We start from the raw sequence: 14077 nt of genomic DNA, 5'->3' as shown, positions 1-14077 counted from the left end.
TAAAACAACGTTTTAGTTGATAAATGTGAGTACTAATTTAAAAAAAATATTTCACAAAGGCTTCCAAAATACATTTAATATCATTTATTATTCTTTTTTTTGTGCCATAATTAATGACGTTTCCATGAAAAAAATCATCCTGTTTGCTTCGGGTTCCGGTTCCAATGCCGAAAACATTATTCGCTATTTTCAGGATAAAAAAACGGCTGAAACTGTGGCGGTTTTTTCAAACAATCCCAATGCTCAAGTTTTAGATAAAGCCCAAAAATTAGGAGTGCCTGGTTATGTGTTTACAAAAGAGGAACTCAATTCCGGTAAAGTATTGGAACAAGTGCTGGCGGTGAACCCAGATTTGATTGTATTGGCCGGGTTCTTATGGAAATTTCCAACTGATATAGTAGCAAAATACCCCAATAAAATCATTAATATCCATCCTGCACTGCTACCGAAATACGGCGGAAAAGGGATGTATGGCATGAATGTGCACAGAGCAATTTTAGAGAATAAGGAATCGCATTCGGGAATTAGTATTCATTACGTAAATGAAAACTATGACGAAGGTGCCATGATTTTTCAGGCTGAAGTTGCGGTAGATGTCTGTGTAACTCCCGAAGAAATAGCGCTAAAAGTGCAGGAATTGGAACATTTGCATTTTCCTCAAATAATTGACAAACTTTTACAGTCGTAAATATGAAATACCTATGGCTTTTGATTTTGGTTTGCCTTACAGGTTGCGGAAACCAAAATAAGGCTCAGGTTACATGTAGTGAAGATTTCGATTTGTTTTTTGAAAAATTCACAAACGATAGCCTGTTCCAAAAAAAGCATGTGGATTTTCCGATTATGGAATACTATACCGATGAGGATTTTCCGCTTGATATGATGGAAACGATGACGGATGAAGATACTTTTGAAATTATCCATTTTGATAAGAATGCCAAAAACGGCAATAAACCGTATGAAATTAATATAGACAAAAAAACAGATAGCGTTTTTTGCTATAAAAAGGGCATAAATAACGATATTAATATTAAGTATACCTTTGTCTGTAAAATGGATTCCTGGTTTTTGGTTGAGATAACGGATACCACCGATTAAAAAAAATACTATGCACCAAGTACATATTTATACCGATGGCGCTGCCAAAGGAAACCCCGGACCTGGCGGTTATGGCGTGGTGATGGAATGGGTAGGCAAGCCCTATAAAAAGGAATTCTATGAAGGTTTCCGTCACACAACCAATAACAGAATGGAACTTCTGGCAGTTATTGTAGGCTTGGAAAAACTAAAACTCCCAAACACCAAAGTCTTGGTTATTTCCGATTCTAAATATGTCGTCGATTCTGTCTCCAAAGGCTGGGTTTTTGGCTGGGAAAAGAAAGGCTACAAAGACAAGAAGAATCCGGATTTATGGAAACGCTTCCTTATTATATATAGAAAACACCAGGTCGATTTCAAATGGATAAAAGGTCATAACAACCATCCACAAAACGAACGCTGTGATCAATTAGCGGTTATGGCATCGGGATTGCCTAATTTGTCTGTGGATGCTTTTTATGAGAGGGAAGAGAAGGGGTTGTTGTAAAGTTATTGCTATTTGCCCAAGTCGTATAATTTAACTGATGGATATAATGAATGATTCAATTAAATATACTTGTGAATGTTGTGGAGAAACACATGAAAATTGGCCAGCGTTAACATTTATTTCGCCTGATAATTACGATTGTCTTTCACCGTACGATAAGGAGAATATTGCCGAACTAAAAAGTGATACATGTGTAATCAGTCACTCAAATCAAACAGATAGATTTATTCGTTGTACAATGACGCAAATGGTTAATGACCATTGTGAGGATTTAGAATATGGCCTTTGGGTTTCTTTAAGCGAGAAAAGTTTCCAAGACTATATCGAGAACTTTGATAATGAAAATCATGAAGTGCAATATTTTGGTTGGCTTTGTAATGACATACCTGAATATGAATTCTCCGAAAGTATTCCAACAACAGTTCTAACAAAAAAAAGAAACCAAAGACCTGAAGTTTTTCCTCATGAGAGTTTTGATCATCCATTTGTAAAAGATTATTATAATGGAATAAGTAAAAAAGAAGCTGAAACGAGAATTAAAATGATGCTTCGAAAAACGGAAGACAATAAACCAGTCTTAAATTTGAAAAAGATTTGGTGGAAATTTTGGCGATAAAGAGGATTAGTACTTACTTAATCTGTTGTTACCTAAACGAGTTCCTATACATTACTTCTAAAACACTCTTAATCATATTTAGATTTGTATTTCCATCAGTTTTTTTTAAACTTATATTTCCATGAGAAAAGTATTTAGCAATTATTTCTCCGTCTTTTTTTACAAACATTAAGTAAAAAGCGTCATTTGAAATATATTCATCACATTCTTCGCAATAGTACTTTTTCCTAATAGAATTTATGCTGTTTGAAATCAACTGGATATCAGAGTTTTTCAAGTCGACCTCATTTTTATATGACGAGTTGCTATTATAGCAGAAAAATTTATCATCAACTTTTTTTACTAAAGTATATTTTCCGTATTTCATATTAGGAAGAAATTGACACAAAAGGACTCCTGTTCTATGGGTTTCAAAATCTTTGATTTTATTTTTAAATAAATTAGTTGTGTCTATGTTTTTGAATAAACTATCAAATGCTATTTCATTTTCGGTTTCTAGAACTTTACAGTTATTGTCTTTTTTTACTGTTTTTTGGCTGTGGCAGGAAACTACAAAATTATTGTGAATATTAAAATTATTCTTTTCATCGTTTTACAGGCTTAATTTCGTCTGGAACTTATACTGCGAAATATAATCAATTTCCTTTGGTTCCATTAGTAAATAATAGGATGGCATCCAGGATAATGAGCTTCCGTGTCTGGTCGCTCCAAAACACGCTTTAGCTGTTCAAAGGTAAGGACGATTATTTTACCCATAATCTTAGTTTTTTAATATATCCCAATCATCACCCTGTAAACCTTCTTTGGCCATATAGAATAATCCAGCTTTAAACATATCATAAGCGGTTATGTCTATACGGTCGTACTCAAAGAATTTCTTAATATCGTTGCACGCTTGCGGTTCAAGTTTTTTGTTCTCAATGTAAAGTGTAAAATGATTGTGATATCCTTTTCGATTGGTGAATGGTTCGGTAGTAAAGAACATCCTTATTTTAGTATCATCACCATATTTTTCCGTTAATTCTTCATTAAGCTGGTGCATAAGCCTAAAGCATGATTTCTTATTACGTTCCGCTTGGTAAGCAACCATAATGAAGAAACTCCAATCCATATCCCAGAAGGTTCTGGGTAAAGTATCTTTATCAGCCAAACAGGTGATGAGGTTTCTAAGTGATTTGTTTTCCAGTTGAGCAGTTTTCAATTCATCAAACAAAGCTTCACTATCAAAGTACTTTGCGTGTGTACTCGGAACCAATCTTTTACTATTCTTTAGTTTGGTCTCTTGCCAAAACTCTTGATTCTTTTTGTAGAATCGATAAAGTGTACTTCTGCTAATCCCAGCAGTAATAACAAACTCATTAACTTTTTCATATACCATTTTTCTTTACTGGTTAAATTCTTATTATTAGATACAAGAAATCCATACAAGGGTTTTACTCAAGCATCTATATTATAAATAGTCTCAACTTTTGGAAAGTGTAGATTTTCTGCAACATTTTTTGAAAAATATTTTTTAGGCATTGTGTCCAGGCTGACACAGTTCAGAAATATACCCGCAATTGTGTCCGAAATTTGTCCGAAACATTATATGCCATAGTTGGCTAATGACGAAATTGGCTTTGTAAGAGCGGAAACGCGAAAGCTCTAATCTGTTTCGCGTTGAGGTTTTCGAGCGTTGGAGGTAGGTAGGTGTCGACCTTTATGGTTTCCGACTGTACGTGCTAATCAGCTACACGCAAAAGCTATGCAAATGCTGGGGTTGAAACTGGCTTAACCGTTCCAGTAGATACAAAAAGTTTTACTGTCGTTAGCGGCTGGTAATTGCAAAGAGGGCATAACGAGAAATTCCATTTATGGTCTCAAATTGGGTATAAAAGGAAATCCCTCGCCAAGTCAGCGAGGGATTTAATAGAATTCTTAATATTGAATTTATCGTTTATTCCATTTATATAATGCGTAATTTATCAATAGCAAACCCGCAAATACATACAATAAAATCAATATTATGTTTGAGAATAATAAATGTGCTATCCTAGAGAATATATAAAGGATAATTAGAATCCCTACTATAAAAACATTGATTAGATATATTTTCTTTTTCATAACTACGTAGCTAATTTTACCATCTTCGCATCGGAATAATAATCAATTTTAGAATTTGGTAATTCGTTTTTAATTTGATATACTAAATCTATTCCTTCATTATCGAGAATTTCAACTTTTGCACCATCAGAATAATCATTATAAAATTCGGCTTCATATTTTAAAACCCAGTCTTTTATTTTTTTTTGTAGCGCAGAAGATATTCCTAATTCTGATAACTCAATGTAACCTCCATTTTGACCATCGCGAATTCCTGTTCCGTTCAGATAGCCATCTAAAATTAGATATTTCATAATTAATTATTTTGTAGGTCTAAAAAATCTGTGGTCAATAACATTTTTACTATTCACACCAATTTCAAAAACACCATTTTTCCCATTCATAGTACCAGGTAATTGATATATATTATAACCGTTAGATTTTGGAATGGCAGTTGTTTCTAATATATGTTTATCAAAGCTGTAAGGGAAATTATGGCTAACAGGGTCTTCAACTCCTCTTTGTCTTACCCTTGGGGCGTATGTGTATTGAATAGCTTTTTCTTAAGCTCCTAATGAACCACCTGGACCTTCTTTACCTCCTTTTCCTCCTCGCGGCATTAACAAGATACTTAAATCTGAAATAGTGACAGGGTCATCAGCTAAACTTGTCCCTAACCTTTGCAAATAATTTTTATCCGAATAATCGCCACCATTATTTATATAAGCATTTCTGTCTTTGTCAAATTGACTACTTCCAAAGAATCCTGATTCGTAATCAGCCTCAGTATATTGATTAGAAGGTATCATTTCTATCTGAAAATAAGAACCATCATGTTCTTTTCTATTTTCAGTACTCTCAGTTGCCGATGCGTCCTGAACAAATAGTCTATTAGGTGTATCTTTCCCTGTATTTACAACCTCGGTCTTAGTGACTTTCCCTTGAGCATTTTTATAAATATATGTATCATCGCCATCTACTGCTATTGCTTGCATCCCATCGGGGTCTATGAATCGCAACGGGCTATTGTAAACATAGCTATAAGGCGACCATCTTCTTGACTTCTCCGCCAACGGGTCAATATTCATCCATCTTCCAAGCGTAGGGTTATAATTCCTAGCGGCGTAATCGTAAAAGTTTAGCCCCAGCTCATCCTGGAACTCCTTCCCGTTGTACTTATACTTATGAGGTTTTACAAGTATTTTAAGAACCTAATTTTAAAAAGATAAACTTACCATTTAAAAACTCAAATCCAAAAGTAAATCTTCAAAATAGATACTAAAACCAGCTTGCTTCTGGAAAAACAAATCGTTCTCCTATTCAATCTTTTAAGATGTGTCCGTAATGAAAGATTCATTCGTTCAATGTGATTGGTTCCGAATCTTTTTGTCTTATGAACCTTTTTATCAATAAGATATCTATAATGCTTCAGTTTATCGGTAAAAACAGCTAATGGATTAGAAATCGTAACGGATTTCAAAACCACATTCAAGGTATTATTAGTCCTGCGTCCAATATGAAAATTGATTATTTTCCTTGTTTCTCTTTCCAGAGCATAAACAATCCATATCAGCTTGTCTTTTCGTCTTATATAGGTTTTTATTTCATCGACTTCGTAAATCTTATTCATTGAAATTATTGGCTGCTTTATATTTTGGGCAATCGATACAATCCTTCTCAACAAAGTCGTTGTGGATATTTTCAATACTCTGGCTGTACTCCTAATGCCAAGTCCTTCCTTGGTGAACAGGACAATGCCATCGTTAAGCTCGGAACAGTATGCTTTATAAATATATTTTTCAACTTTGGTTTTACCGCAAATCTTGCAAATAAACCGCTGATTTCCTGATTTTGTTTTTCCATATTTTATTATTTTGACACAATCACCAACACATCTGGTACACGAACTCGGTTTAAAAGCCATTTAATTTGATTTAAAAGATTATATAATAAAAAAACAACCCGAAGGTTGCTTTTTATTTTTCAGTTGTAAAATTACAAATGCTTGATTTTCAAAATTTTTACTATCTAAATATTGACTACCAACACATCTGATACATTACCTATGGAGAGGTATTGTAATATTTTCAGCCAACACATCTAATACATTATCGAATCTTGAAAGATAGTCGATTGTTGCATGCCAATCCTATATAAAGGCTTATTTTCTGATAAAGCATAAACCCCTTAAATTTTCTGATTTATGAATGTCATATATTGAGTCTTTTTCCAATTCTATGCTTTGTCCTTGAAAATCGACAGCATCAATATTTACAGGTAATTTTTCTCTTTCAATAAATAAAGAAGTTAGATTAAAACTATATGTTTTACCTACTTTAATTTTATTGCAATTTATAGGGCTATCTATGCTTTTTTGAGAAACAATTTTAAAATATTTCTGTTGTTCTTTTACACGTATTATATAAACGTTAGAAATAGAGTCAATAGTGATTACTTTATAACTCCTCACTCTATCTGTTGCGTCATTATTTTTTACTTTACATGATGATGCTATTAGTAGGCAAATAACTACTATAGCTTTGGTTACATTTTTTGTGGCCATGTTTGAATATTAGTTTGTTTACCGTTTTCGTCTTTGTGATATGCTCGTCCTTTACGTCCATCAGATTGCTGAATTGTTAATATCCCATTTTGAGAAGGCGCATTATCATGTGCAAATCTGTAAACGCTATTTTTATTTGCCATGTCGGTAATTGTAGCAGGGCCTACAAAATCAAGCTTTTGAGCCCTTGCTTGTAATGCTCCCAAAAATCCCTCTATTACAGCATGTTTAGCTACAGTTCCTGGTCCCTTTACAGCTTTATCCCACCTTTCAGCACCGTCGACTTGAATTTCCATAAAGGATGTAGTTTTTCCTTCACTTGTTGAGCTACCATTAAAAGAGTCTGTTATAATTGTTGCACTTTCATCCCAAGTTGATTGAAGATTTGAATGGGCTGTTACTTCAACTGTTACTGATTCACTATTAATAGCGGCTAACAATTGTTTGTCGCTATAATTTTCAGGTGTTCCATTTGTATGTACTTTACCTTTGCTGTCCATTGTTAATTCCATGTTAGTTGATGATTGCAACTGCGCAAATGCTTTGGCGGCTTCTTTACCTTTAAAAATCACATCCTGCCCTTGCATCCCGTCAGGGTCCACAAACCTGAGAGGGTTATTAAATGCATAGTTGTAAGGACTATGTCGTGTCATTTTTTCCGCCAGAGGGTCAATATTCATCCACCTTCCGATAGCAGGGTCATAATTCCTTGCCCCATAGTCGTACATGCTAAGCCCCATCTCGTCCTGCCATTCTTTTCCATTATATTTATACTGATACGACCTCCTCTGCTGTGGTCCCAACGGCTCGATACCGATTAGATAACCACCATCTTCCTTGCTGATTTCTACATATTCGTACTTGTCAGAATTGTATTTTTCATGCTTCATCCCGAAAGGATAGTAATGGTTCTCTTCGAGTATAACCAATCCACCCTTGTCATTGTCCATGCCGTAACTCATCCTGATATTGCCCAAATGGTCCGTCAGGTTGTAGGCATAATTAAATCTTGCCGGCCTTCCCCTTAAAGGGCGGATATATTTTACATAGCCTTCTGCGGTAGGGAAAAAGTCAAGCGTTTCATGTATGTACTGGAACCCTGAAAGATAGTCGGTAGGAGTGTCGTCGCTGCCGTCCCATACGGTCTTTTTCAGTTTTTTTCCGGACGCATCGTAAAGATAGGTAATTTTTGCTCCCGTAACAAAAGATATCTGAATGGGCAGGTTCATGTGGTTGTAGATTGCCACGATGCCCTTGTTGTCGTCGGTAATCATGTTGCCGTAGGTGTCGTGCTTGTATTCCGCCTCCCGGTCTATCCCGTCCCTGAATCCGGACGGATGCAGCGTATTGTCCTTTATTTTCAGCAGCTGGTTTCCTCCTGGCAGGTAGGTATATTCCAGGTCGTCGATCAGTATGGAGACACTCTCATAGTCAAGCTCCCCGAACCTTTCCAGGTGAGTGATATTCCCATTTTTGTCATAATTCATCGACTCGTCGTAGGATTTTGTATAGTTCCTGTCCTTGAAGTAGGCGGCCTTGTTGAGCCTGTTGAGTGCGTCATAGGTATACGTATAGCTTCTTTCCTTGCCGTCGCTCCTGGACATCCAGCGTGTTTCTGAAATGTTCCCGTTATATAGTGGCCTATGGGAAAAATCATAAATGCCTTCGGTATTGTCATAGCGCAAGGCAAAGGCAAAGAGGTCTGTGCCGGCGTCATCGGTTGCGAAATTGTCTATGGAATTGATTGCCTTGAGCCACCCTCGGATATTGTAGCTGTAGTCGACCTTCTGGTAGAAGGAGCTTCCCGTCAGGTTGTTTCCGCCTGTTTTTTTCGAGGAGAGCCTTCCGAGTTTGTCGTAGCTGTTCAGTGCGAGAAGTTCAGCAGGCAGACTGTTAATCTTGTGAGTATGGGAAAGAAGCCTGTCCTGTGTGTTGTAGGTAAAGTCCTCTCGTACAGTGAATTCCGTATCCGAGTTTGTCCTCTGGTGCTTTGTGACGGTATATTCCGTCTTTCCGGTAAAATCCAGTTTTCTGTCGGTTATGGTGTGGCCTCCCAGGTAGTTTGTCAGTTTCGTGCTGATGGGTCTTCCCTTAGTATCGTAGAGTGTATAGGCCAGCTCCCCTGCCGTGAGCGAGGGTTCCACCTGGAGCGCTCTTGTCCAGGAGCCTGTTGGCATCCCTTTCGGTCTTTTGGTGCTGTTGTAGAATACCGTCTGCCCTTCCACATCTGGAAAAGCGGTTGGTGCCCCGGGAAAGGCATAGTCGTCATACCAGCTGACGGAAAGCACCTTCATGCCGCTTGTGGGGAATGCATTGTTGGTATAGCCCACGGAAATATTGTCGACCGTCTGCGAGGCAGTCCTCGTTTCCCACTGGTTGGGCCAGGAATTGAAGGTATTCTGAATATACTGGCGCGTATGTGCATCGGTATTCTGATACCATCCGGTATAGGCTACCCTTCCCAGGGGATCGTATTTGGTAATTACCCAGCCCTTTAGTGTGCCGGTAAAAGGGGAAGATGTAGGTCCTGTAGCCACTATGCGGTCCAGCCTGTCGTAGACCATAAGCTGCCATTCCCTTCCCGGAAGTTTCTTCTCGGCCAATCTGTTGCGGTGGTCGTACTTGTACTGGTAGCATAGGTCGTCCAATTGGGTGGGCGGGTTGTCTGCAAGCGGGGGGAACACGTAGGACAGGTTGCCGAACTGGTCGTAGACGTAGTAGGTGTCATGGCGTACCCCGGACTCGTAGGTCCTTTTCAGGACGATACGCCCTTCCTTGTCGGTAAATTCCTCCGTAGTGTTGTCAAGCCCCGATGTCCAGTTCTCGTTCTTGGTGACGTTCTTGTAGAGCTGTCCCGGAGCATGGTTGCCTGACACCAGCGAAACGTCGTAGATTTTGGATGTGGTATTCCAGGTGGCGTTCGCCGTATACATTTTTACCTCGTCGGCTTCCGTATTAGTGTCGTAGGCCATCTTTACCTCATGTCCGGAGCCTAATGCCCACGGATTGCCTGGAGCGGCCTGCTTCAGCACGCGGTTCAGGTGCGAGTTCTCGAAGAGCTTCTCACTGTAGGGGTTGGCCGTGGCCTCTGTCGCTGCTGATGGAGCAGGTGGATTCACGTAATAGGCCAGCACGCCGGCTTCTGCGGTAGAATCGTAGGCCAGCGAGGCTGACTGTGTCGGATAGGGTAGGTATTCCTTTGCCATCCTCCCGAAAGCATCATAGGCAAAATGGGTCACCAGGTCGGTACCCGTTCCGGACTGCCTGTGGGCGCGCTGCTGCATTGGCCTGCCAAGCCCGTCAAGGTAGGTTATCTGCACGGCTGCCTGCGCTGCAGTAGGCGAGGCTATGGTGTCCCAGGTCTCTATCTTATAAGCTGTGGTCCTGACATAGTTCTGGTCCTGTGACTGTGCGGCAATCGGCAGGAGCAGGCATGCGATATATGGTAATAGTGTGTTTTTCATGGCGGTCTAGTTTTGTGTCCTGTAATGGTATTTGTTCTCGGAAACCAGGTTTGCATTTCGGTCCCTGATTACCTTTAGCCTTCCGAAGGCATCGTACTCGTAGTATGTCCTCTCGCCCTTTGGGTCTACCGTTGCGGATATCCCGACCATAGGTTTGTAGGAATATCCGGTCATCATGGCTCCAAAGGCGGAGGCAGTAATACGCAGGTCTTCCAGGGCGGACAGCAGGGAAGCCTCGTTGTTTGCCGTGCCGTCTGAATAGCCCTGTACGGCTGAGATAAGGCCTGGAGGGATGGCCCCGTAGGCCATATTGTCTATCTTGGCAAGGGGCAGGGTCTTCCCATAACCCCAGACAAAGGATACGGGCACGCCGCTGTCCTGGGTATACTGGGTGATGTTGCCTCTGCTGTCATAATTGTCGAAGGTAAGCTTCTTCTCCAGGGGATTGCTGCCTTTTGACGTATGGATTGATTGGGGAAGCAGGGCATTGCCGATAGCCGGGGAGGCAGGCAGGGTGAACATGCCGTATTTTGTTTCCTGTGCAGAGAGCTGGCTTCCGTTCCTATAGCTTTCGGTCTTTAACTGCACGCCAATCATGTTCCTTGCAATGAGCTCTGCCTTGTAGGGGGTAGTGCCTGCTGGCATTTCCGGGTCGTCAGGATAAAAATATTTCGTTTCCAGCAGCTGTCCGGCAGAGGATGTGGATGTCTGTGCCTGGAGCCTCTTGAAACCTGGCTTGTAGGCAAAAGTCTGCTGGGTCTCCACTATGCCTGAAGGAAAGTATTCCTTCTTGGTGCTCTCTACCACCTGGCTCCTGTAGCGATAGTCGTCCACAGACATGTAGTTCGAGGTCAGGGACTGCACGCAGGTCGCCTTGTCGCGGATATAGAAACTGGAAGCCAGGACTGAAGGGCCTCCGTCGCAATCACGGGAATAGTCGCCCGTGATAAAGTTATTTTTCAGGTTCTGGTAACTCGCATACAATACCCTTACCTGCTGGCAGAAGCCGGAGATAGAGGCTGCATTTGGGATAAAGTACAGGTTCTTTTTTACTAAGGCCCTGATATCGTCCGTATCATAATTGTACTTGAAATCTTCGGATGCCACAAGGCCAACCCCGCCCGATCCGAAATATTCGATTTTCCTTACGTTGGACTGCTTGTATTCGTCCCCGCGTATCGGCAACGGAGGGGAAGAGGCGGTTATGATAGAAGGGAAGTCTATTGGGGAATCGAAGGTATACTTGATTTTCGATTTGAAAAGAGGCTGGCCGCTGGAAGGCGGGACGTTAGGGTAAAAGTACTCGAAGACGTTCTTGTAGCCTATGAAGCTTCCCTTCTGGAGCTGTGCATCCAGGTCACTCTGCGTCTCAAGCACGTGGTATGTCAGGTCCGTTTCCGGCTGACCGCCCATAAGGGGAAGGTTAAAGATAGGATTGATGCCGACCCAGTAATCCCTCACCAGGCTGTCCGAACCGTCCAGGGAACCGCTTGAGAAGGAGAGGGTATAGGTGCCTCCGCCCAGGTATGGGTATGGGGGAAGGTCTGTCGGAACGATACCCGGATTCTCGAAATTATAGGCAAAGCCTTTCACGACCTGGTCTATATTCCTGTCCCTGTCCTTGGTGCCCTTTATCCTGAGGCCCCCGCCGTACAGGAACCAGTTGAGGTGCCGCTTCGGTCTCTTTGCCATGATCCGGACGTATCCACCAATCTTGACGTGGTTCAGGGAGGCATTCATAGACCACATATAGACCTTGTAGATACCCGGCTTGAGATGGATGGTGGTATTGATATAATCTCCGGTGTTGATTGGGAAGCCCAGCTCTTCCCTTGTGATATCTACGGTATGGTCCAGATGGGACATTACGGGGGTTATATAAATAGCATTAGGAGATGTTGTGCTTATCGCCCCATTGGCATAGGTCTCAGCTATGGTCACGGCATCCTGTTCCACACTGACAGAAAAGGTAGTGTAGGGGCGCGGAGTATTAGAGTAGTTTTGGTTCATATAGGTGTCGCCTGTTTCAACCGGCGTCGCATCGTAGTTGTCCGGGTTTTGGAATATTTCCTTGAAGGTAAGCAGCCTGCTGCCCTGATAGCTGTAGGTATTCGGTTCCCACTCAAACTCACGCACGCCCTTGGTAGGGTAGCTAATCTTGGTAAGTACTCCTGTCCTTGCCGCATCAGAGGCAGGCTCGAAATTGGCATAGCCGAAGATATCCCTTTCTTCAGGGGGAGCGCCAAATGGATATAGTTCCGTCTTGTAATATTCGAAGGCATACCGCTCCGTGTCGGAGCCGTTGGTCTTGACGGCGTCAAGGAACAGCGGGCCGCTGCCGGCAGTATTGCTATAGACGAAGTCGAAAGTGCGGATAAGGCCGGCAATTGTGTCCTGTGTATTGTATACCCTTATATTGGTAAGGAAAGAACCCGGATCCCCGTACTCTGGATGTGTCCGGGTGTTGGTAAACCGGATACTGCTCCCGTCGGGAAGGTTTATCCTGCGTATCCTTTTCGTGTCGATTTCCCTATAGGACTCGCTTATTATCTTGCGGGGTTCAAGGGCGCACCTCATGTGTTTGGTGCAGTCCTGTGTATCATGAAGTATGGTATTTATATTATCAAGCACGTAGTCGGTCCTGGATTCCGTTTTTGCCGGATTCTCCTGCCTATTGTCATAGGAAATATCCAGCAGTTTGATCCCGTTTGTGTCCTCTACCTTGGTAAGGTGCCAGGCCGTGATAAACTTCTGGATTTCGGGAGCGGTTATGGGGGCTGTCGGGTCGTCGCATCCCTCCTGCATATAGGTCAGGCTGATATCTTTCTTCTTGGTTCTTTCCAGTGCGGAGAAATAGTATCTGTTTCCGGTATCGTCTGTAATGATAAAGGTGGTGATCTCCTTCGGGTACATGTTTGGAAGGGGATTGCTTGTGATTTGGGTCTCTATCTTGTAGTCCCCGTCGTTCCCGATGATAACAGGGACAAGATTTCCTGTCCCTCCGGTTTTGGTAAAGGAGAATCTCCCGGTCCTTCCGAAGAAGCTGAACTGGTAAATGTCGGTCTTGGTATCGTAGCGTACCCTTTTCCCCCACTGGGCATCGTAGACAAATTCCTTTCGTTCCTCGCTGTTGTCGGCAAGGTTAAAGATATTGTGGAATTTGTTTGCGGTGGAGTTTGTCCCCTTGTGGAGTTCCGTATCGATTTCGTCCGGCATGTCCACCACGCTTCGAGAAATGACTCCGCCGGCTTCCAGGCTCCATCCTTTTCCTACCCATCCTGACTGCTCGCTGACCCTTATTCCGGAGCTGTTATAGGACAGGGTAAGCCCCACGTCAAGGTTTCCTGCCTTGGTGCTGAAAAGGGGCACGGCAATCTGCGGCTGGCCGTTATAGTGGTCCAGGGTAGATTCCTCGACTTTCATCAGCTGTGCTACTGTAGGCGATGGGCGCGTGATGGAGGGCATTAGCTTGCCCAGAGTCGAATTGTCCTGTCCGAAGCCCGAAAGGCACATGCAGGACGCAAGAAGTGCATATATTTTTTTCATGTGTAGTGTCTTTTATTGTTTGTTTATGGCTTTTACGACCTTGACGGAGTCGTTCTGCACGTTGGTGCGTATCTCGATGATGTAGATCCCTTCGGGCATCCCTCCCAGGTCAACGGGCACGGTGCGGTCGGTAATGTCGAAGTGCTGCAGCTGCCTTCCGGAGAGGTCGTATACGGTGGCTGTCCCTTTTTGGAACTCGTAGCCCACCAGCACGTTGGTGT

General features: G+C 42.0%; 13 protein-coding genes and 1 pseudogene. 4 read left to right on the top strand and 10 right to left on the bottom strand.

From position 1 onward, the window contains the following. Window positions 1-124 precede the first annotated feature (124 nt). Genes purN through FJA49_RS00290 form a run of 4 tightly spaced genes read left to right on the top strand, consistent with a single transcriptional unit; the run spans window position 125 to window position 2201 of the window. On the top strand, window positions 125-688 hold the full coding sequence (gene purN / locus FJA49_RS00305) for a phosphoribosylglycinamide formyltransferase (protein ID WP_139997667.1): 564 nt from the start codon (window positions 125-127) through the stop codon (window positions 686-688). Between the two features lie 2 nt (window positions 689-690). Beyond that, window positions 691-1098 carry a DUF4348 domain-containing protein gene (locus FJA49_RS00300; RefSeq protein ID WP_139997665.1) on the top strand — a complete coding sequence of 136 codons (408 nt, stop codon included), beginning with the start codon at window positions 691-693 and terminating at the stop codon, window positions 1096-1098. Window positions 1099-1108: 10 nt separating this feature from the next. Beyond that, a complete protein-coding gene (rnhA, locus tag FJA49_RS00295) occupies window positions 1109-1585 on the top strand; it encodes a ribonuclease HI (RefSeq protein ID WP_139997663.1) in 477 nt (158 codons plus the stop codon). 46 nt (window positions 1586-1631) lie between these two features. Beyond that, entirely contained in the window at window positions 1632-2201 is a 570-nt protein-coding gene (locus FJA49_RS00290; RefSeq protein WP_139997661.1) for a DUF2199 domain-containing protein, read from the top strand. 28 nt (window positions 2202-2229) lie between these two features. On the opposite strand, the gene FJA49_RS00285 is transcribed toward FJA49_RS00290, so the two are convergent. The 10 genes and pseudogenes from FJA49_RS00285 to FJA49_RS00245 all read right to left on the bottom strand — a co-directional run. Beyond that, entirely contained in the window at window positions 2230-2568 is a 339-nt protein-coding gene (locus FJA49_RS00285) for a DUF4883 family protein (RefSeq protein WP_139997659.1), read from the bottom strand. A 393-nt stretch (window positions 2569-2961) separates the two neighbouring features. Further along, window positions 2962-3579 carry a hypothetical protein gene (locus FJA49_RS00280; RefSeq protein ID WP_139997657.1) on the bottom strand — a complete coding sequence of 206 codons (618 nt, stop codon included), beginning with the start codon at window positions 3577-3579 and terminating at the stop codon, window positions 2962-2964. A gap of 727 nt (window positions 3580-4306) precedes the next feature. Continuing rightward, complete coding sequence (locus tag FJA49_RS00275; protein WP_139997655.1) at window positions 4307-4597, bottom strand: hypothetical protein; 291 nt, start codon at window positions 4595-4597, stop codon at window positions 4307-4309. Window positions 4598-4846: 249 nt separating this feature from the next. After that, on the bottom strand, window positions 4847-5278 hold the full coding sequence (locus FJA49_RS00270) for a hypothetical protein (protein WP_233590041.1): 432 nt from the start codon (window positions 5276-5278) through the stop codon (window positions 4847-4849). A 57-nt stretch (window positions 5279-5335) separates the two neighbouring features. Next, window positions 5336-5431 (bottom strand): annotated as a pseudogene (locus FJA49_RS18650) (hypothetical protein); the annotation flags it as partial. Window positions 5432-5529: 98 nt separating this feature from the next. Further along, on the bottom strand, window positions 5530-6207 hold the full coding sequence (locus FJA49_RS00265) for an IS1 family transposase (RefSeq protein ID WP_139997651.1): 678 nt from the start codon (window positions 6205-6207) through the stop codon (window positions 5530-5532). 237 nt (window positions 6208-6444) lie between these two features. Next, on the bottom strand, window positions 6445-6846 hold the full coding sequence (locus FJA49_RS00260; RefSeq protein ID WP_139997649.1) for a hypothetical protein: 402 nt from the start codon (window positions 6844-6846) through the stop codon (window positions 6445-6447). Continuing rightward, complete coding sequence (locus FJA49_RS00255; protein ID WP_139997647.1) at window positions 6828-10310, bottom strand: DUF6443 domain-containing protein; 3483 nt, start codon at window positions 10308-10310, stop codon at window positions 6828-6830. The genes FJA49_RS00260 and FJA49_RS00255 overlap by 19 nt, the downstream gene beginning before the upstream one ends. A gap of 6 nt (window positions 10311-10316) precedes the next feature. Next, window positions 10317-13856 carry a hypothetical protein gene (locus tag FJA49_RS00250; protein WP_139997645.1) on the bottom strand — a complete coding sequence of 1180 codons (3540 nt, stop codon included), beginning with the start codon at window positions 13854-13856 and terminating at the stop codon, window positions 10317-10319. Between the two features lie 12 nt (window positions 13857-13868). Continuing rightward, on the bottom strand, window positions 13869-14077 hold a 209-nt coding region (locus FJA49_RS00245), incomplete at its 5' end, for a T9SS type A sorting domain-containing protein (RefSeq protein WP_139997643.1).

Origin of the sequence: Flavobacterium microcysteis, from assembly GCF_006385255.1 — a bacterium.
Lineage (GTDB): Bacteria > Bacteroidota > Bacteroidia > Flavobacteriales > Flavobacteriaceae > Flavobacterium > Flavobacterium microcysteis.
The sequence above is the reverse complement of the archived record's forward strand: the minus strand, read 5'-3'. Positions and strand labels throughout refer to the sequence as shown.